We start from the raw sequence: 18,370 nt of genomic DNA, 5'->3' as shown, positions 1-18,370 counted from the left end.
CTCGCAAGATGATCCTATTTCCCGATTTGCTCCAGTTGCCCCACCAGTTGCGTCACCCGGAGGTGCGCGATCTGGCGTGGGTGATCCTCGCCCCGCCGATGCTCGCCGCCACACCGTGGCCGCAACGCCACCCGCTGGCCGGGAGCGATTGGGTGCGCGATCCCGAACGGCTCGCGCATTGGCTGCATGAACTCGACCGCGACAGCTACGGCCTGCTCCATTGGCTGTCCCAGGCCCGCACCCGGCGTCTGGGCCTGTATTACGAACGGCTCTGGCAGTTCGCCGTCGAGCATGCGCCGGGGATCGAACTGATCGCCGCCAACCTGCCGATCCGCCGCGAGGGGCACACCCTCGGCGAACTCGACATGCTGCTGCGCGACCGCGACGGCGTGCATCACCTGGAGCTGGCGATAAAACTCTACCTCGGCCCGCAGAACGGCGACGGCCGTGATCCGGCGCAGTGGCTCGGCCCGGGTTGCCATGATCGACTGGACCGCAAACTGGCCCACCTGAGCGAACACCAGTTGCCGATCTCCGCCCGCCCGGAAAGCCGCGAAGCGCTGGCGGCGCTGGATGTCGGAACGTTCAGTGCGCAGTTGTGGCTGGGCGGTTATCTGCTGTATCCATGGCCCGGGCAATCCGAACCACCGAACGGCGCCCATCCGCAGCACCTGCGCGGCAGCTGGTTGCATCAAAAGGATTGGCCGGCATTTGTCGCCCAGCGCCCGGCCGGACGCTGGCAACCCCTGCCCCGCCATGCGTGGCTGGCGCCGGCGCATTACCCGGCGGATCAGACCTGGAGCCACGAGCATTTACAGGCCTGGCTCGATGAACTCGAACCGCTGGCCCCGGCGCAGTTAATGGTGCGCTTGACCGAAAATGCCCGGGGTGACTGGGAAGAGGCCGAGCGGTTGTTTCTGGTTTCGGATCTGTGGCCGAACGTGCCCGGGCAGAGTTAGACGCTCAACCGCAGCGCCAGCGCGGCCAACGTCACCAGCAACACCGGCACCGTCAGCACAATCCCGACCCTGAAGTAATACCCCCAGCCGATCCGGATGTCCTTGCGCTCCAGCACATGCAGCCAGAGCAAGGTCGCCAGACTGCCGATCGGGGTGATCTTCGGCCCCAGGTCGCTGCCGATCACGTTGGCGTAGATCATCGCCTCTTTCACGACACCGGTCGCCTGGCTGGCATCAATCGACAACAGCCCGATCAGCACCGTCGGCAGGTTGTTCATGATCGACGACAACAACGCCGTCAGCACACCAGTGCCCATGGCTGCGCCCCACACGCCGTACCCGGCAAAGACATCCAGCCAGCCGGCCAGATGATCCGTGAGCCCGGCATTGCGCAGTCCGTAGACCACCAAATACATGCCCAGCGAGAAAATCACGATCTGCCACGGTGCCTCTTTCATCACCTTGCGCGTGGAGATCTTGTGCCCGCGAGCGGCGATGCCCAGCAGCAACGCCGCGCACACGGCCGAGATCGCACTGATCGGAATGCCCAGCGGTTCCAGGGCAAAACAGCCCACCAGCAAAATCAGCAACACCGCCCAACCGGCGTAGAACGTGGCCTTGTCGTGAATGGCCGTCTCCGGGTGCTCAAGCTGTTCGGGATCGTAGGCTGCCGGAATGTCGCGGCGGAAAAACCACAACAACACCGCCAGCGTGGCCGCGACGCTGACGAAGTTCACCGGCACCATCACCGCCGCATAGCGATTGAAACCGATGTGAAAAAAGTCGGCCGAGACGATGTTGACCAGGTTCGACACCACCAGCGGCAGGCTCGCGGTGTCGGCGATAAAACCGGCGCCCATGACGAACGCCAGGGTCGCCGCCGGGGAAAACCGCAGCGCCAGCAGCATGGAAATCACGATGGGCGTGAGGATCAGCGCCGCGCCGTCATTGGCGAACAGTGCCGATACCAGCGCACCGAGCAACACCATGAAGGCAAACAGCTTGCGCCCGCTGCCCCGCCCCCACCGCGCCACGTGCAACGCAGCCCAGGCAAAGAACCCCGCTTCGTCGAGCAGCAGGCTGATGATGATCAGCGCCACGAAAGTGCCGGTGGCGTTCCAGATGATTTGCCATACCAGCGGAATATCGCTCAGGTGCACTACGCCGAAGATCAGCGCCAGAATCGCGCCGAACGTCGCACTCCAGCCGACCCCGAGGCCTTTGGGTTGCCAGATCACCAGGGTGATGGTCAGCAGGAAAATCAGTGAAGCCGTGAGCATGCAGAGCGACCTTCGATCAGGGGCAGAATGGGTATCGAGGAAGCGCACCCTGCCCGTCCGTCAACTCACAGTCGAATCACGTGCCCCTCCACCGGTGCGATATGACCATGAAACAGACGAGAAATCACGCTCTGTGCCGCCTCAAGGCCGTAACTCTCCACGACCTGCAACAGAGGGTCAGTCGGTGCGCTGACCTGTCGATAAAACCGCTGCAAACCTTCGCCGACGTACCGGTTCACGCGCTCCGCTCCCCATTCGACGCTGCGCTTGCGAATCTGGATCGGGGCAAAGAAAAACACCGGTCGCAGCCCTTCGACGGCGCCCAGTTCTGCTTCATCGGTGGTGTGCGATGAGCCAACAAAACAGCTGTAGACGAGGTGACCGGTGAAATGCTGATGCACCCGCTCGCGCAAACCCGGGTCGCCGGAAAAATCCACATAAAGCGTCGGACGATCATTGGCCAGCTCCGACAACTCTGCGTAAGACACCGTCCGGCCATAGCAGCACAGGCTTTCGACAAAGGCCTTGTTACCGGCCGACGTCAATGCCACACATTCGAGCGTCGGATGGCCGGCCAGACACACCGCCGTGCCGTAGGCGGTTTTGCTTGAAGCACTGGAAATCACCACACGGCTTGCGCCGAAGAACTGATTGTCCTGAAGGAAATCCGCCAACAACAATGACGTCAAGAACAGCGGCTTGAGCAGAATCTGCAGGTTTTCCGTTGCCGGGCGGTAATACGTGTCTTTGCTGCAGCGGGTGTATTGGTTGTAAACCGAGCTCAGCGTCTGCCGGTGTTCCGTGCCGTCATGGAAACCACGCCCGGTGACCCGCTCGGGGCGCACCCAGACATGACTGGCCAGCGGCAAGTAACCATAAAACCGTTCGCCGACCGCCACGCCTTCGACGCTGGAAGCGATCACATCGGCGAAACCCCAGGCTGGAATGTGGCCCCATTCAGCCAGTCCTGTCGGAAAGAACGCCCAGTAGTGCATCGAATCGCCATATGCAGCGTAGGAAATATTGTTGGTGGTCAGGGCGCAACGATCGACTTTCAGGATCACCTCGCCGTCCGCCGCCACTGAACTGCGCTGTTCCTGCTCGATTCGGCTCTGGTCGAGTGCACTTTTACGGGTCACCAGTCGCGTGACAGTGATCGGACTTTGCATCGCTCGGATTCCTGCTGCGTAGAGTGGCGGGGGCGCAAACGTCACAGGCCATGCGCCCCGATGCAAACACCATCGAGGCGTGACCGATCATGGCCTGGGGCGGAATGGAAGGCTTCAGACTTTCTTGTGCTGTTCCACAAACTGCCCATAGGCGTTGATGAAACTTTGCAGGAACGGTTTGACCGACTCGTTCAACTTGCCCGCCTCATCGAACGCGGTGCCGGCACCGCCCAGATAGGCTTCTGGCTGCTGCATGCACGGCACGTTGAGGAAAACGAAGGACTGGCGCAAATGCTGGTTGGCGCCAAAACCGCCGATGGCACCCGGAGAAACACTGATCACCGCCCCCGGCTTGCCGCCCCAGACACTCTTGCCATAAGGCCGCGAGCCGACGTCAATCGCGTTCTTCAACGGTGCTGGTACCGAACGGTTGTACTCCGGTGTGACAAACAGCACCGCGTCGGATGAACCCACTTTTTGACGGAAAGTGCTGTAGGCTGCCGGCGGTGAATCGCCGTCGATGTCTTCGTTATAGAGTGGCAGATCGCCAATTTCGACAATGTTCAGCTTGAGGTTGGCCGGCGCCAGTTCCGCCAGCGCCAGGGCGACCTTGCGATTGATCGAGGCTTTGCGCAGGCTGCCGACGACTACAGCGACGTTATAGACATTGCTCATGTGAAGACTCTCGACTGTCCGTGGGAGGAGCCTGTAGTTATAGATGATCCGGCGACGATTCCACCAGACGACGAGGGATATTTCCCGCGTCCGGATTATTTTTTTCCTGTAGGAAAACTTACCGAGCTCGATGACGGTCTACCAAGCCGCAAATCAAGCGTTTTATCTCCAGAGGTTCTAAGCAGATGGCAGCAGTACTCGTCGGTCAGTTCCATGCAAGAGATGCGGAAGGCCGCGTTTATTCCGTGCATGAGTTCCAGGAATCCAACCCGTCGGCAGACGGTTTCACCGGCATGGAGCCCGTTACAACCTACAAACTGGCGATTGGCGATCGCGTCAACAAAGTCGATGACAACGAGTTCCTGCTGGTTCAGTCGGGCATCACGTTGATTCGCGAACCCGAGCCGACTGTCGCTTCATAACCGACTGTTATGAGCAGAAGTCATCCGCGCCGAGTTGGGGTAGGATTCAGCCACTGACCCCAACGGCCGGACATGGACTTCACGCATGCGTTTACGTCATATCGAGGTGATTCAGGCGCTTTTACAGACGGGTCACGTGGGCACCGCCGCCGAATGGCTGCAATTGCCGACGGGCGATGTCGAGGAGCGGTTGCGCGAAGCCGAGAGTCAGCTGGGGTTCATGCTGTTCGCCAGCGTACGCGGACGGCTTCAGGCCACGGCCGAAGCCCGTGCGCTGCAAGTCGAAATCGCCCACATCTATGACGCGCTGGAGCCAGTGCAACGGCTGGCCAGCAGCCTCAAGCAATACCTCGCCCCGCCTCTGCGAATCATCGGCACCCCGCCGCTGGCACAGCAGCTGTTGCCGCAAAGCCTCGCCGCATTGCGCCGACGACTTCCGGACGTCCCCTGCACCCTGCTCAGCGAGCCCACCCGCCACATCGTTCGCAGCCTGTTGCTGCGCGAGAGCGATCTGGGCCTGAGCCTGCACGACCCTGAACACCCCGATATCGATTGCCAGGTGCTGGCGCAAGGCAAGCTGCAATTGCTCGCGCCCCACGGCTGGCTGCAACCGAAGCAAAAGTACATTTCGCTGCAGGACCTGGCAGGCCAGGCGATGGTCGGCCTCGAAGGCCAGGACCCGTTGAGCCCGGCGCTGGAGCACAAGCTTCAGGCCTTGCGCCCGGCGCCGAGCATCCAGACCCGGGTGCAGACCCATCAGATGATGCGCAGCATGGTCGAGGCTGGTGAAGGTCTGGCCATCGTCGACCCGTTCACCGCACTGGGTGCCCGCGCCGGCGGCCTCGATGTCTGCCCGCTGTCACCGGCGGTGCCGATCAGTCTTTATGCGCTGACCTTCAAACACGCAACGCCGCCAACATCCGTCCAGACCCTGCTCGGCATTGTCACGGAACAAGCCGCGGCGATGCTGGCGAGCTGACCAGGTTTTCCAGCGGATTATCGAATATTCGATACCAGAACAACGCCACTTCGGCGGTGTTCGGGTCGATCCCGCGATAACGCAAATGGTCGATGCCACCGACCACATAACCGCAACGCTCATATAAACGACAGGCACCGAGGTTGTTGTTCTGGGTCTCGAGCATGATCCCCGGCAGTTTTTTCTTGCGGCTCCAGAACTGCGCCACATCCAGCAATGCCTTGGCCACACCGTGACGCCGAGCCGGCGCATGCACCGCCAGTTCATCGATGTGAGCAAAACCGTTCCAGTTGGTGCTGATCACCAGATGCCCCACTGGCTGATCTTCCAGATACGCCATGAAAATCGCACTGTCGGCGGCATCGCGAAAACTGCTGAACTCCTCGGGATCGATGCCGTAGCACTTGCGGTACGGCACGATGGGCGTCACGCTCCACTGCGCGACGGGCTTGCCGATTTCGGCCGCGCCATAGGCCGCGACCTCGAAACTGAAATCGCTGCCCCAGATATAAGCGGCAAAGCCATCGTCGGCGACGCGCACCGACAGCCCTGGGTATTTTGGATTCATGACCGGTTGCATACTGGGAAACGCCCTCATTCCTTGACGCAATCGACGGTGTAGTGCCGTCCATTGCCCTCATCTTCGTGTTGCAGTCCGTGCACATCGACCACGAATCCCGGAAAACTCGCATCGAACGTGCGGGCAAATTTCAGGTAATCGATGATCGACCGAGTGGATTCGGTAAAACGTTCGCCGGGCATGATCAACGGAATTCCCGGCGGATACGGCACCAGCATCACAGCCGCGACCCGGCCGTCCAGCTCATCGATCGGCACCGCCTCGACTTCGCCGCGCACCAGTTGATCGTAGGCATGGGCCGGTTTCATGGCGATTTCCGGCAGCACGGTGTACATGCGTTTAAGGTGTTTGGCGGTGGCGTTGCTGCGGTAACAGGCGTGGAGCTGATCACACAGATCGCGCAGGCCCATGCCGCGATAGCGCGCCGGGGCTTCCTGGGCGACACACTTCAGGCAGGTGTCGAGGCTGACGTTGGCGTCGTAGCTGCGCTTGAACTCCAGCAGTTCGGTCAACAGCGTGCTCCACTTGCCCTTGGTGATGCCCATCGAGAACAGCACGAGGAACGAATACAGCCCGGTTTTCTCCACCACCAGCCCGCGCTCCCAGAGGAAACGGCTGACCACCGCCGCCGGAATCCCCTTGTCGCTCAGCGCGCCGCCAGCGGTCAGGCCTGGCATCACCAGGGTGACCTTGATCGGATCGAGCAGCACGTAGTCATCGCTGACCTCGCCGAAGCCGTGCCAGTCCGCTTCGGGTTTCAGCAGCCAGTCTTCGGTCTGCACCCGATCGATGCCCTCGACACCCGGCGGCTGCCAGATCGAGAACCACCAGTCGTTGGCGTCGATGTGCCCACGCAGATTGGCCAGCGCCCGGCGAAAGCTCAGGGCTTCATCGAAGGTTTCCTGAAGCAGCGAACGACCGGCCGGGCCTTCCATCATGGCCGAGGCCACGTCCAGCGAGGCGATGATGCTGTACTGCGGCGACGTCGAGATGTGCATCATGAACGCTTCGTTGAACCGGTCACGGTCCAGTTGCCGCGCACCGCCGTCCTGCACATGAATCATCGAAGCCTGGCTAAACGCCGCCAACAATTTGTGTGTGGAATGGGTGGTGAACACCAGCGGACTGTCGGCGCTGCGCGAGGTGGCCATGCCGTAGCGTCCGGCAAAGAATTCGTGAAACGCCGCATAGGCGTACCAGGCTTCGTCGAAGTGCAGGACTTCGACGCTGTTGCCCAGGCTCTGTTTGATCAGTTCGGCGTTGTAACAGAGGCCGTCATAGGTGGAGTTGGTGACCACCGCCAGTTTGACTTTCGGCTCGCGGCCCTTGGTCAGCGGGCTTGCGTCGATCTTGGCCTGGATCGATTCGCGGCTGAATTCACTCAGCGGAATCGGGCCGATGATCCCCAGCTCGTTGCGCTCCGGGCACAGGTACAGCGGAATCGCCCCGGTCATGATGATCGCATGCAACACCGACTTGTGGCAGTTGCGATCCACCAGCACCAGATCGTCGCGCCCGACCATGGAATGCCAGACGATCTTGTTGGCGGTCGAGGTGCCATTGATCACGAAAAAGGTGTGATCGGCGCCGAAATTGCGCGCAGCCCTTGCTTCTGCCTCGGCCAACGGCCCGGTGTGATCGAGCAGCGAACCCAGCTCCGGCACCGACACCGACAAATCCGAACGCAGGGTGTTTTCACCGAAGAACTGGTGAAACGCCTGCCCTACCGGGCTTTTGTGATACGCAACGCCGCCGCCATGGCCGGGGGTGTGCCAGGAATAGTTGGAATCGGCGGTGTGCTGCACCAACGCCTTGAAGAACGGTGGCAACAGCCCGTCCAGATATTTACGCGCCGCCCGTGCGACCTGTCGGGCCAGAAACGGCACAGTGTCTTCGAACAGGTACAGAATGCCGCGCAACTGATTGAGCTCGGCCATGGCATCGGCCGGGGCGTTCTCCAAAGTGACCTGCTCACCGAGCGCAAAGATCGGCAAGTCCGGCGCCCGCACCCGGGCCAGACCGATCAGTTCGGCCATGTTCTGCAACAAATGGGAATTGGTGCTCGCGTCTTCGGCGGCGATCAACATGCACGCCAGACCATGATGAGTCGATGCCACCAGCCGGCCCTCGGCGTAATCCGTGGCCGAAACGATGCTGAAACCTTCCTGCTCCAGTTCATGGGCGATGCCGCGAATGCGTTCGCCGGCAACCGTATCGGCCTTGATGTCGCGGTGGACGATCAACACCGGGAACTTCAGATCTTTGTACATGGGGCTCAGTGTCCTGAGGCGGCGGAGAGTGATCTGCCAATGTCCTCAGGGTAGAGGGTCGGAGCGGATGTGGCGAGGGTGGCCAGTTGTCAGTACTGCCAAAAACAAAGGATCGTCCGAACGCGGCCAGGGCGTTCGGACGATCCTTTGTGCTTTACGCCTGGGCTTCGGCTTCCAGCAGCTGAGTCCACAGCGCCGGGGCGCCGGCCGACTTGGCGATGATTTCCAGGCGCACCTGGTGTTCGGCCAGCTCGGCTTCGGTGGCGCGAATGATCCGCCCCGGCTGACGATCCGCCGGCAAACGGCGGATTTCGGTGGCGGAGTTATCCGCACCGTTACCGGTCCCGTTGCCGTCGGAGGCATTGCCGGCCAGCGACAGACTGGTCTGGCCACCGGTCATGGTCAGGTAGACGTCGGCGAGAATCTCCGAGTCGAGCAATGCGCCGTGCAGCTCACGGCCGGAGTTGTCGACGCCGTAGCGTTTGCACAGGGCATCGAGGCTGTTGCGCTGACCCGGGTGACGTTCCCGGGCCATCATCAGGGTGTCGAGGATCGAGCAGTGTTGCGTGATATCGGCACGATCCTGCTGACCCATCAGCGCGAATTCGTTGTTGATGAAGCCAACGTCGAACGCCGCGTTATGGATGATCAGTTGCGCGCCGTTGATGAACTCGAAGAACTCATCGGCCACTTCGGCAAAACGCGGCTTGCCGACCAGAAATTCGTTGGTGATGCCGTGGACGCCAATCGCGCCTTCGTCACTCTCGCGGTCCGGTTGCAGGTAAACGTGAAAGTGCCGGCCCGTCAGGCGCCGACCGATCAGCTCGACGCAACCGATTTCAATGATCCGGTGACCATCGGTCACCGGCATGCCGGTGGTTTCGGTATCGAGTACAACGGATCTGGTGGCCATCAGTGTTCAGCTCTCAACGGGTCAATCGTGCAAAAGCGGCGATGTTAACACGCCCTTGGGGCGCGTCGCCCACCGCCAGTTGATCGGCGCTCATGCAGTTTTTAACAATCATTAGCAATGTTCATAAAGTCTGGGGCAAACCGGCTTGTTAGCGTGCGCGGCTTGTTTCTCACGGACTCAAGTACCTCATGAAGACTGCACGGATTTTATTGCTCGGCGGCTGTTTGCTGATGGCTGACGCCCACGCCACCAGCTTCGTCATCAGCACCGACATCACCCTGAGCCTTACGCTCAGCTCCAGCAAAGGCACCAGCGGTTCGTTCAAGGACGACAAAATCGTGCTGGCCGCCAAGGATGATGCAGCGGCCTTTGTTGCCAGCAACGGGGACATTCGCGGCGCGCAGATGGAAGCGGCGTTCCAGCGGATTCGCAGCCTGTTGCCGGAACTGCCCGCCACCGACCTGCAACTGGCCGGCGCCATTTTGATGCTCTGATCAGTCCTGCTTGTAGCCGCGAATCTCATCCACACCACGGTTGGCCAACTGGTCAGCGCGTTCGTTGCCGTGGTGGCCGATGTGGCCGCGCACCCACTTCCAGGTGACTTTGTGGCGGTTGACCTGCTCGTCCAGCTCTTTCCACAGGTCGGCGTTTTTCACAGGCTCTTTGGCGGCGGTTTTCCAGCCGCGCTTCTTCCAGTTGGCCATCCACTCGTTGATGCCTTTCATCACGTATTGCGAGTCGGTCACCAGCAGCACTTCGCATGGACGCTTGAGGGCTTCGAGGCCACGGATCGCGCCGAGCAGTTCCATGCGGTTGTTGGTGGTGTTGGCTTCGCCGCCCCACAGTTCCTTTTCGACGCCCTTGCACACCAGCAAGGCGCCCCAGCCGCCGGGGCCGGGGTTGCCCTTGCAGGCGCCATCAGTGAACAGTTCTACGCTATCGACGCTTTCGCTCATGCCAATCTATCCAGAAAAAATGCGTTGCCCCGTCGATCACGGATCGACGATGGCCGAGGCCGGGACAGACCCGGCCACAAATAAAAGAAGGTTTACGGTTCGATACGGCGGCGATTGACCTTGGCCATCGGCAGCGGAATCAGCTTGCCCATCGGCTCGCGGCGCTCCTGGCGCACCGGACGCAGGCCGACCACGATCTTGCGCGCAACCAGCAGATAGAAGCCGCCGCCCGACAGTTGCCAGTCGCCGGCCTTGCGTTCCCAGCCGGCCAGACGGGCCTGCCACTTGGGTGACGCGAGCGGCGGACGATAGCACCCGAAGCGGCGTTTCTCCAGCGCGAAGCCCAGCAGGTTGAGCCAGTCGGCGACCCGTGACGGCGAGATGCAGCGCGCCTGATGCAAGGCGTCATGAGCGAACACATGACGCAGGCCCCAGGTGCTCCAGGGGTTGATGCCGACGATCAGCAGATGCCCGCCGGGGCGCACGCTGCTGGCCGCTTCACGCAGCAAACCGTGGGGCGACAGGCAGAAATCCAGGCCATGCTGCAACACCACCACGTCGGCGGCGTGCTCGCTCAACGGCCAGGCCTGTTCCTCGCAGACGATCTCGACACCGGGCAATGGCGCGCCAAGCCGCACGTTGCGCTGCACCTGCGGCGCCGACGGCGGCGTTTCGGCGGACGGGCCATAATGCACCAGATAGCCGCCGAAGAACCGGCCGAGCTCGTCTTCGAGCATGCGGCGCTCTTCGTCCAGCAGAAATTGCCCGAGGGGGCCGGACAGCCACTCACGGGCCGCACCGATCAGGGCGAGCCAGTCAGGATCGGCCTGAGCGAACGCTTTATCGATCATTGCATTCTCCAACACGCCAGGAACCTCTAAGATGCGCCAATGTTACCTGCTTGGCGAATCCGAAGATGATACAGATCAGTGCCCTGCCCGCCTTCACCGACAACTACATCTGGTTGTTACAGGATCATGCCACCCAGCGTTGCGCGGTGGTCGATCCGGGGGATGCCGCCCCTGTGCAGGCATGGCTCGCTGCGCATCCGGGCTGGGTGCTCGCCGATATTTTGATCACTCATCATCACCATGATCATGTCGGCGGCGTCGAAACGCTGAAGAAGGCAACCGATGCCACGGTCTACGGGCCGGCCAGCGAAAGCATTCCGGGGCGAGACGTAGCCCTCAAGGACAACGACAAGGTGCGCGTGCTCGGCTGGGATTTCGATGTCTACGCCGTTCCCGGCCATACCCTGGGGCACATCGCCTATTACCACCACGGCCTGCTGTTCTGCGGCGACACCCTGTTCGCCGCCGGTTGCGGCCGGTTGTTCGAAGGTACACCGGAGCAGATGCACCACTCGCTGGGACGTCTGGCGTCGCTGCCCGAGGACACGCTGGTCTACTGCACTCACGAATACACCCTGAGCAACCTGAAATTTGCCGCCGCCGTGGAACCGGGCAACCCGAACATTGCCGCCCGTCTGGAAAAAGTCACCCAGCAACGGCAGAACGGCGTCATGACCCTGCCCTCGACCCTGGCCCTGGAAAAGCTCACAAACCCGTTTTTGCGTACCGGTGAAACATTAGTTAAACAAAAAGTGGACGAACGGAATGGCGCTCAAAACCGGGCGCCGAGTGAGGTTTTTGCGGCTCTGCGGGCTTGGAAAGATAAGTTCTAAGCCGTTCACCACTTGGTACAAAAACTCTGAATGGTTGACCGCAGGGGGTGCGCTTTCTAGAATCCCCCGACATTTTTGCCCGGAACTTACTTCCAGCCAATGTCGTCATCCATACGTAAGTCCGTCAATTCAGACGCATTGACCCGCCTGGCGCAAGCCATCGCGGTGGCTGTGTCCGCCACGCTGGCGGGCTGTTCCAGCCATGCTCCGCAGACTGAAGCGACCCATACGCCGAACATTGCTGCGCGAGCCAAGCAGAAGCCCATCTGGTTGTCCGAGAAGCCCAGCCCGCAGGTGCCCCAGGACATCTGGGAACGCATGCGCGGTGGTTTCCAGCTCCAGGAAGGCCTGGGCGTGAACCCGCGCATCGAGCAACAGCGCCTGTGGTTCGCCAGTAACCCTTCCTTTCTCGAGAACGCCGGGGAACGCGGCAGCCTCTACATTCATTACATCGTCGAGCGCCTCGAAGAACGCAACATGCCGCTGGAACTGGCGCTGCTGCCAGTGATTGAAAGCGCCTACAACCCGATGGCCTATTCCCGGGCCGATGCTGTGGGTCTCTGGCAATTCATCCCTTCCACCGGGCGTTACTACAACCTGCGCCAGACCCGCTTCTACGACGGCCGTCGCGACATCACTGCCTCGACCACGGCAGCGATGGATTACCTGACCCGTCTGCACGACATGTTCAACGGTGACTGGCTGCTGGCCCTGGCGGCCTACAACGCCGGCGAAGGCACAGTCAGCCGCGCCATCGAACGCAACGAGCGACTGGGTCTTCCGACCGACTACTGGAACCTGCCGCTGCCGGCGGAAACCCAGGCCTACGTGCCGAAACTGCTGGCGCTGTCGCAAGTGGTACTGTCGCCGGAAGCCTACGGGGTGAACCTCAACCCGATCGCCAACGAACCGTATTTCCAGGTCGTCGAAATCAACCAGCGCATGGACCTGTCCAAGGTCGCCGCAGTGGCCAACATCGACGAAGACGAGCTGTTCCAGCTCAACCCGGCCTTCAAGCAGCGCACCACCATCGACGGCCCGCAGCACCTGCTGGTGCCGACCTCGAAGGCGCAACTGCTGACCGCCAGCCTGCAGACCATGCGTCCTGAAGAACTGATCAGCCCTCGCTCGCTGAAACCGGTCTTCGAAGGCGCCGATCCGACCGAAGTCGCGAAGCTCAAGCGTGCCTACCGGGTCAAACGCGGTGACAACCTCGCGTCCATCGCCAAGGCCAACAAGGTCGACGTCAAGGACCTGCAACGCTGGAACAAGATGACCGGCAAAAACCTCAAGGTCGGCCAGACCCTGGTCATGCAGGACACCACCAAGCGCACGCCGGCCCGCAACACCAGCGGTGGACGCATCAACACGGTGCTGGCCGCCAACAGCAAGACCAGCAGCAAGACCGACAACCAGAAACAGACCCAATACAAGGTCAAGCAAGGCGACACGCTGTACGTGGTGGCCAAGCGTTTCAACGTCGAGATGCAGCATCTCAAGCGCTGGAACCCGGGCGCCGGCAAGGCGCTCAAGCCTGGGCAAATGCTCACGGTTTACCAGCCGCACTGATAAAGAGCCCCTGAATTTCAGGGGCTTTTTTTGCCTGTCATTTTTTGCCTTCGCCGCCAGCGACTCCCACAATTAAGCGCGCATTAACCCCCTGTCTTTTTCCTGTCCATACAAGCTGTTACTGTACGGCCCACAAAGCCCAAGCCGCCTGGATCGGATCTGACTTGAAGCGTCCCCTCCTCCTGCTCCTGATCAGCCTGGCCTTGAGCTCCCCCGTCAGCGCGACGATCACCGAAAGCCACGGTTATGCGCAGTTCGGCACGCTCAAGTACCCGGCCAGATTTACCCACTTCGACTGGGTCAACCCGCAAGCGCCCAAGGGCGGCACCTTGCGGGTGATGGCGTTTGGCACCTTCGATACGCTGAATCCCTACACCTTCAAGGGCACCAGCCCGGTCACCACCCCGAATTTCCTGCAATACGGCATCAACGAGCTGAACGAGCCGCTGATGGTCGGCACCGGCCAGTATTCGCCTTCCGGCGATGAACCGGCCTCCAGCTATGGCCTGATCGCTCAATCGGTGGAATACAGCGAAGACCGCAGCTGGGTGGTGTTCAACCTGCGCCCGGAAGCACGTTTCCACGACGGCACGCCGATCACCGCCTACGACGTGGCGTTCTCCTATCGCCTGTTGCTCAAGGAAGGTCATCCGCTGTATCGCACCGCCCTTCAGGAAGTGTTGCGGGTCGACATCCTCAACCCGCAACGCATCCGTTTCGTGATGAAGCGCTCGGGCAACCCGTTGCTGATCCTGCGTCTGGGCGAGTTGCCGGTGCTGCCCCAGCATTACTGGAAAGGTCGCGACTTCAAGGCCACCACGTTCGAGCCGCCGCTGGGCAGCGGGCCGTACCGCATCACCTCGGTGACGCCGGGGCGGCAACTGGTGTTCGAACGGGTCAAGGATTATTGGGGCAAGGATTTGCCGGTCAATCGCGGCAAGTACAACTTCGATCGCATGGAAGTCGAGTTCTACCGCGACAGCGACGTGGCCTTCGAAGCCTTTAAGGCCGGTGAGTTCGACATCTACATCGAGCATCAGGCGAAGAACTGGGCCAACGGCTACAACTTCCCGGCGATCCGTCGTGGCGATGTGATCAAGGCGCAGATCCCGCACCAGATCCCGACCCAGAGCCAGGGCTTGTTCATGAACACCCGCCGCCCGACTTTCGCCGAGGTGAAGGTTCGTGAGGCGTTGGGCCTGATGTTCGACTTCGAGTGGACCAACCGCGCGCTGTTCAGCGACGCCTACAAGCGCACCACCAGTTACTACCCCAACAGCGAATTCAGCGCCAGCGGTCTGCCGGTCGGTCACGAATGGCTGATGCTCAAACCGTACAAGGATCAATTGCCGGCCCGACTGTTCACCGAGCCGTTCACGCTGCCGCAGACCGACGGGCGCGGCATTCCCCGTGAAACCATGCGCAAGGCCCTCGCATTGCTGGCCGAGGCTGGCTGGAAGCTCAATGGCCAGCGCTTGCAGAACGCTGCCGGCCAACCGCTGAGTTTCGAACTGCTGCTGGTCAATCCGAACCTTGAGCGGATCCTCCAGCCGTACATTGAAAACCTCAACAGCATCGGCATCGACGCGCGCCTGCGCACCGTGGATCGCGCCCAGTACAAACAACGTCTGGATCAATTCGATTTCGACATGATCCTCATGACCCTCAATCAGACCCTCAGCCCGGGACTGGAACAGTGGCAGTACTTCCATTCCAGCCAGGTCGGGGTCAAGGGCAGCAAGAACTACGCGGGCATCGCCAACCCGGTGGTCGATCATCTGCTTGAGCAGTTGCTCGCCGCACGCACCCGCGATGAACAGGTCGCCGCCGGCAAGGCCCTGGACCGTGTGCTGCTCTGGCAGCACTACAGCATTCCCAACTGGTACCTCAATTATCACCGCCTGGCGTACCGCAACCGGTTCGCCTTCGTCAGCACGCCGCCCTACACCCTGGGCCTGAGCGCGTGGTGGCTGAAATCTTCGGAGAAAGGTCAATGAACGCCGTTCGCACCCTGCTCGTGCAGGCTTGCGGCCTGTTGTTCGCCGGGCTGGCCTGCGCCGCCCCGCAACACGCCGTGACGCTGTACAACGAGCCGCCGAAATACCCCGCCGACTTCAAGCACTTCGATTACGTGAACGCCGACGCGCCCAAGGGCGGGATCTTCCGTCAGGCCGGTTTTGGCGGCTTCGACAGCCTCAACCCGTTCATCAGCAAAGGTGTGCCGGCGGACGATGTCGGGCAGATCTACGACACCCTGACCAAGCACAGCCTCGACGAGCCGTTCACCGAATACGGCCTGATCGCCAGCAAGATCGAAAAGGCCCCGGACAACAGTTGGGTGCGCTTCTACCTGCGCCCCGAAGCGCGCTTCCATGACGGTCACCCGGTGCGCGCCGAAGACGTGGTGTTCAGCTTCGAGACCCTGACCAAAGAAGGCTCGCCGATGTTTCGCGGTTACTACAGCGATGTCGAAGAAGCCGTCGCCGAAGACCCGCTCACGGTGCTGTTCAAGTTCAAACACAACAACAATCGCGAGCTGCCGCTGATCCTTGGCCAGTTGCCGGTGCTGCCGAAACACTGGTGGGCCAGTCGCGACTTCAACAAGGGCAATCTGGAAATCCCGCTGGGCAGCGGCCCGTACAAGGTCGCCGAAGTGAAGGCGGGACGCTCGGTGCGTTACGAGCGGGTCAAGGATTATTGGGGCAAGGACCTGCCGGTCAATCGCGGCTTCTACAACTTCGACGTGCTGACCACCGACTATTACCGCGACAACACCGTCGCGCTGGAAGCGCTGAAGGCCGGGCAGTTCGACTACTGGCTGGAAATGACCGCGAAAAACTGGGCCAACGCCTACAACATCCCGGCCGTCACCGAGGGCCGACTGGTCAAGGAACTGATCCCCAACGGCAACCCGACCGGCATGCAAGGCTTCGTCTTCAACCTGCGTCGCCCGGTGTTCCAGGACGTTCGCGTGCGTCAGGCGCTGGGTCTGTTGCTCGACTTCGAATGGACCAACAAGCAACTGTTCAACAGCGCCTACGTGCGCACCCGCAGCTACTTCGAGAACTCGGAAATGGCCGCCACCGGCCTGCCGGACGCCGATCAACTGGCGATCCTCGATCCGTTCCGCCGCCAGCTCCCGGCGCAGGTGTTCAGCGAAGCCTTCGAGAACCCGAAGACCGACGCCAGCGGCATGATTCGCCTGCAACAACGTGAGGCCTATCAATTGCTGCAAGAGGCCGGCTGGAAGATCGTCGACGACAAAATGGTCGACGCCACCGGCAAACCGGTGGTCATCGAATTCCTGTTGGCCCAGACCGAATTCGAGCGGGTGCTGCTGCCGTTCAAGCGCAACCTCGCCGACCTGGGCATCGATCTGGTGATCCGCCGCGTCGACGTCTCGCAATACGTCAACCGCGTGCGTTCGCGGGACTTCGACATGATCGTCGGCAGCTTTCCGCAGTCCAACTCACCCGGTAACGAGCAACGCGAATTCTGGATGAGCGCCGCCGCCGACAAGCCGAGCAGCCGCAACTCGATGGGCCTGAAGGACCCGGTGGTCGATCATCTGGTCGAGAACCTGATCAACGCCGATTCGCGCAAAAGCCTGGTGGCCCACGCCCGCGCGCTCGACCGTGTGCTGCAATGGGGTTACTACGTGATCCCCAACTGGCACATCAAGAGCTGGCGCGTGGCGTACTGGAACCACATCGGCCACCCGAAAGTCTCCCCCAAGTACGACATCGGCATTAACACCTGGTGGGTCAAACCCGACACGAAACCCGCGGTAGAAGTGCAAACCCAACTGCAAGCCGACCCTGTGGGCACGGAGTAATCAGATGCTGGTGTATATTTTTCGGCGACTGTTGCTGATCATCCCGACCCTGTTCGGCATTCTGCTGATCAACTTCGTGATCATCCAGGCCGCGCCCGGCGGGCCGGTGGAACAGATGATCGCCAAGCTCGAAGGCTTCGAAGGCGCCACCAGCCGCATCGCTGGCGGCGGCGCCGAAGTGTCGGTGGCCGGCTCGGCCTATCGCGGCGCGCAAGGCCTGGACCCGGCGCTGATCAAGGAAATCGAGCACATGTACGGTTTCGACAAGTCGGCGCCGGAACGTCTGTGGATCATGGTCAAGAACTACGCCCGACTGGATTTCGGCGACAGCTTCTTCCGCGACGCCAAGGTCATCGACCTGATCAAGGAGAAGATGCCGGTATCGATCTCGCTGGGGCTGTGGAGCACGCTGATCATGTACCTGGTGTCGATCCCGCTGGGGATCGCCAAGGCCACGCGACACGGCAGCCATTTCGACGTCTGGACCAGTTCGGCGATCATCGTCGGTTATGCGATTCCGGCGTTTCTGTTTGCGATCCTGTTGATCGTGGTGTTTGCCGGTGGCAGTTATCTGGACTGGTTTCCTTTACGCGGCCTGACCTCGAACAACTTCGACGAGTTGAGCCTGGGCGGCAAGGTCCTCGATTACTTCTGGCACCTGGCGCTGCCGGTGACCGCGCTGGTAATCGGCAACTTCGCGACCATGACCCTGCTGACCAAAAACAGCTTCCTCGACGAAATCAACAAGCAGTACGTGGTCACCGCCAAGGCCAAGGGCCTGACCCGTCACCGCGTGCTCTACGGTCATGTGTTCCGCAACGCGATGCTGCTGGTGATCGCCGGGTTCCCGTCGGCGTTCATTGGCATCTTCTTCACAGGCTCCCTGCTGGTGGAAGTGATCTTCTCCCTCGACGGCCTCGGCCTGATGAGTTTCGAGGCGGCGATCAACCGCGATTACCCGGTGGTGTTCGGCACCCTGTTCATCTTCACCCTGCTGGGGCTGGTGGTGAAACTGATCGGCGACCTCACCTACACCCTGGTCGATCCGCGCATCGACTTTGCCAGCCGGGAGCATTGAG

17 protein-coding genes are annotated in these 18,370 nt (G+C 61.3%); 9 read left to right on the top strand and 8 right to left on the bottom strand.

Going from position 1 to position 18,370, the window contains the following annotated elements:
* Positions 1–8: 8 nt before the first annotated feature.
* Positions 9–959 carry a DUF1853 family protein gene (locus tag AC1RME_RS21025; RefSeq protein WP_273536031.1) on the top strand — a complete coding sequence of 317 codons (951 nt, stop codon included), beginning with the start codon at positions 9–11 and terminating at the stop codon, positions 957–959.
* Here the strand turns inward: AC1RME_RS21025 and AC1RME_RS21020 are convergent.
* From AC1RME_RS21020 to AC1RME_RS21010, 3 genes are all read right to left on the bottom strand, one after another.
* Positions 956–2,239 (bottom strand): arsenic transporter, encoded by a 1,284-nt coding sequence (locus AC1RME_RS21020; protein WP_273536029.1) that lies wholly within the window; start codon positions 2,237–2,239, stop codon positions 956–958. The two genes, AC1RME_RS21025 and AC1RME_RS21020, sit on opposite strands and share 4 nt — an antisense overlap.
* 65 nt (positions 2,240–2,304) lie before the next feature.
* The gene (locus tag AC1RME_RS21015; protein ID WP_493091706.1) at positions 2,305–3,408 is read right to left on the bottom strand and encodes a DUF2855 family protein; all 1,104 of its coding nucleotides are present in this window, start codon (positions 3,406–3,408) and stop codon (positions 2,305–2,307) included.
* A gap of 114 nt (positions 3,409–3,522) precedes the next feature.
* Complete coding sequence (locus AC1RME_RS21010) at positions 3,523–4,083, bottom strand: NADPH-dependent FMN reductase (RefSeq protein ID WP_096820540.1); 561 nt, start codon at positions 4,081–4,083, stop codon at positions 3,523–3,525.
* 185 nt (positions 4,084–4,268) lie between these two features.
* Between AC1RME_RS21010 and AC1RME_RS21005 the strand changes: the two genes are divergently transcribed.
* The gene (locus AC1RME_RS21005; RefSeq protein WP_085733066.1) at positions 4,269–4,505 is read left to right on the top strand and encodes a hypothetical protein; all 237 of its coding nucleotides are present in this window, start codon (positions 4,269–4,271) and stop codon (positions 4,503–4,505) included.
* 85 nt (positions 4,506–4,590) lie between these two features.
* Entirely contained in the window at positions 4,591–5,484 is an 894-nt protein-coding gene (locus AC1RME_RS21000; protein ID WP_102621887.1) for a LysR substrate-binding domain-containing protein, read from the top strand.
* Here the strand turns inward: AC1RME_RS21000 and AC1RME_RS20995 are convergent.
* The 3 genes from AC1RME_RS20995 to dnaQ all read right to left on the bottom strand — a co-directional run bounded on the left by AC1RME_RS20995 (position 5,450) and on the right by dnaQ (position 9,247).
* On the bottom strand, positions 5,450–6,064 hold the full coding sequence (locus AC1RME_RS20995) for a GNAT family N-acetyltransferase (protein ID WP_096820538.1): 615 nt from the start codon (positions 6,062–6,064) through the stop codon (positions 5,450–5,452). The two genes, AC1RME_RS21000 and AC1RME_RS20995, sit on opposite strands and share 35 nt — an antisense overlap.
* A gap of 14 nt (positions 6,065–6,078) precedes the next feature.
* The gene (locus tag AC1RME_RS20990) at positions 6,079–8,334 is read right to left on the bottom strand and encodes an Orn/Lys/Arg family decarboxylase (protein ID WP_102621889.1); all 2,256 of its coding nucleotides are present in this window, start codon (positions 8,332–8,334) and stop codon (positions 6,079–6,081) included.
* 154 nt (positions 8,335–8,488) lie between these two features.
* Positions 8,489–9,247, bottom strand: a complete 759-nt coding sequence (gene dnaQ / locus AC1RME_RS20985; RefSeq protein WP_096820536.1) for a DNA polymerase III subunit epsilon — start codon at positions 9,245–9,247, stop codon at positions 8,489–8,491.
* A 188-nt stretch (positions 9,248–9,435) separates the two neighbouring features.
* Here dnaQ and AC1RME_RS20980 point away from each other — a divergent pair, with 188 nt between their 5' ends.
* On the top strand, positions 9,436–9,741 hold the full coding sequence (locus AC1RME_RS20980; RefSeq protein ID WP_096820535.1) for a DUF2388 domain-containing protein: 306 nt from the start codon (positions 9,436–9,438) through the stop codon (positions 9,739–9,741).
* Here the strand turns inward: AC1RME_RS20980 and rnhA are convergent, their stop codons facing one another.
* Together rnhA and AC1RME_RS20970 are read right to left on the bottom strand one after the other, a co-directional pair.
* Positions 9,742–10,203, bottom strand: coding sequence for a ribonuclease HI (gene rnhA, locus AC1RME_RS20975; protein WP_096820534.1), 462 nt, complete (start codon positions 10,201–10,203; stop codon positions 9,742–9,744). It abuts the gene before it with no gap.
* Positions 10,204–10,295: 92 nt separating this feature from the next.
* Complete coding sequence (locus tag AC1RME_RS20970) at positions 10,296–11,054, bottom strand: methyltransferase domain-containing protein (RefSeq protein WP_011333614.1); 759 nt, start codon at positions 11,052–11,054, stop codon at positions 10,296–10,298.
* A gap of 65 nt (positions 11,055–11,119) precedes the next feature.
* Between AC1RME_RS20970 and gloB the strand changes: the two genes are divergently transcribed.
* From gloB to AC1RME_RS20945, 5 genes are all read left to right on the top strand, one after another.
* On the top strand, positions 11,120–11,887 hold the full coding sequence (gene gloB, locus AC1RME_RS20965) for a hydroxyacylglutathione hydrolase (RefSeq protein ID WP_493091705.1): 768 nt from the start codon (positions 11,120–11,122) through the stop codon (positions 11,885–11,887).
* A 99-nt stretch (positions 11,888–11,986) separates the two neighbouring features.
* On the top strand, positions 11,987–13,456 hold the full coding sequence (locus AC1RME_RS20960; RefSeq protein ID WP_096820533.1) for a transglycosylase SLT domain-containing protein: 1,470 nt from the start codon (positions 11,987–11,989) through the stop codon (positions 13,454–13,456).
* Between the two features lie 164 nt (positions 13,457–13,620).
* Positions 13,621–15,453 (top strand): extracellular solute-binding protein, encoded by a 1,833-nt coding sequence (locus AC1RME_RS20955; protein WP_096820532.1) that lies wholly within the window; start codon positions 13,621–13,623, stop codon positions 15,451–15,453.
* A complete protein-coding gene (locus AC1RME_RS20950) occupies positions 15,450–17,291 on the top strand; it encodes an extracellular solute-binding protein (protein WP_493066138.1) in 1,842 nt (613 codons plus the stop codon). The genes AC1RME_RS20955 and AC1RME_RS20950 overlap by 4 nt, the downstream gene beginning before the upstream one ends.
* Before the next feature lie 4 nt (positions 17,292–17,295).
* A complete protein-coding gene (locus AC1RME_RS20945) occupies positions 17,296–18,369 on the top strand; it encodes a microcin C ABC transporter permease YejB (protein ID WP_493091704.1) in 1,074 nt (357 codons plus the stop codon).
* Position 18,370 lies beyond the last annotated feature (1 nt).

It is taken from the genome of Pseudomonas sp. GW822-FHT03F08, from assembly GCF_058801265.1.
The sequence above is the reverse complement of the archived record's forward strand: the minus strand, read 5'-3'. Positions and strand labels throughout refer to the sequence as shown.

What these genes read in the sequence shown, in the direction of transcription:
- AC1RME_RS21005 (WP_085733066.1), top strand. Translation starts at nt 4,269, where the DNA reads ATGGCAGCAGTACTCGTCGGTCAGTTCCATGCAAGAGATGCGGAAGGC.
- AC1RME_RS21020 (WP_273536029.1), bottom strand. Translation starts at nt 2,239, where the DNA reads ATGCTCACGGCTTCACTGATTTTCCTGCTGACCATCACCCTGGTGATC.
- AC1RME_RS21015 (WP_493091706.1), bottom strand. Translation starts at nt 3,408, where the DNA reads ATGCAAAGTCCGATCACTGTCACGCGACTGGTGACCCGTAAAAGTGCA.
- AC1RME_RS21000 (WP_102621887.1), top strand. Translation starts at nt 4,591, where the DNA reads ATGCGTTTACGTCATATCGAGGTGATTCAGGCGCTTTTACAGACGGGT.
- gloB (WP_493091705.1), top strand. Translation starts at nt 11,120, where the DNA reads ATGATACAGATCAGTGCCCTGCCCGCCTTCACCGACAACTACATCTGG.
- AC1RME_RS20990 (WP_102621889.1), bottom strand. Translation starts at nt 8,334, where the DNA reads ATGTACAAAGATCTGAAGTTCCCGGTGTTGATCGTCCACCGCGACATC.
- AC1RME_RS20960 (WP_096820533.1), top strand. Translation starts at nt 11,987, where the DNA reads ATGTCGTCATCCATACGTAAGTCCGTCAATTCAGACGCATTGACCCGC.
- AC1RME_RS20970 (WP_011333614.1), bottom strand. Translation starts at nt 11,054, where the DNA reads ATGATCGATAAAGCGTTCGCTCAGGCCGATCCTGACTGGCTCGCCCTG.
- AC1RME_RS20980 (WP_096820535.1), top strand. Translation starts at nt 9,436, where the DNA reads ATGAAGACTGCACGGATTTTATTGCTCGGCGGCTGTTTGCTGATGGCT.
- AC1RME_RS20950 (WP_493066138.1), top strand. Translation starts at nt 15,450, where the DNA reads ATGAACGCCGTTCGCACCCTGCTCGTGCAGGCTTGCGGCCTGTTGTTC.
- AC1RME_RS20995 (WP_096820538.1), bottom strand. Translation starts at nt 6,064, where the DNA reads ATGCAACCGGTCATGAATCCAAAATACCCAGGGCTGTCGGTGCGCGTC.
- AC1RME_RS21010 (WP_096820540.1), bottom strand. Translation starts at nt 4,083, where the DNA reads ATGAGCAATGTCTATAACGTCGCTGTAGTCGTCGGCAGCCTGCGCAAA.
- AC1RME_RS20945 (WP_493091704.1), top strand. Translation starts at nt 17,296, where the DNA reads ATGCTGGTGTATATTTTTCGGCGACTGTTGCTGATCATCCCGACCCTG.
- rnhA (WP_096820534.1), bottom strand. Translation starts at nt 10,203, where the DNA reads ATGAGCGAAAGCGTCGATAGCGTAGAACTGTTCACTGATGGCGCCTGC.
- dnaQ (WP_096820536.1), bottom strand. Translation starts at nt 9,247, where the DNA reads ATGGCCACCAGATCCGTTGTACTCGATACCGAAACCACCGGCATGCCG.
- AC1RME_RS21025 (WP_273536031.1), top strand. Translation starts at nt 9, where the DNA reads ATGATCCTATTTCCCGATTTGCTCCAGTTGCCCCACCAGTTGCGTCAC.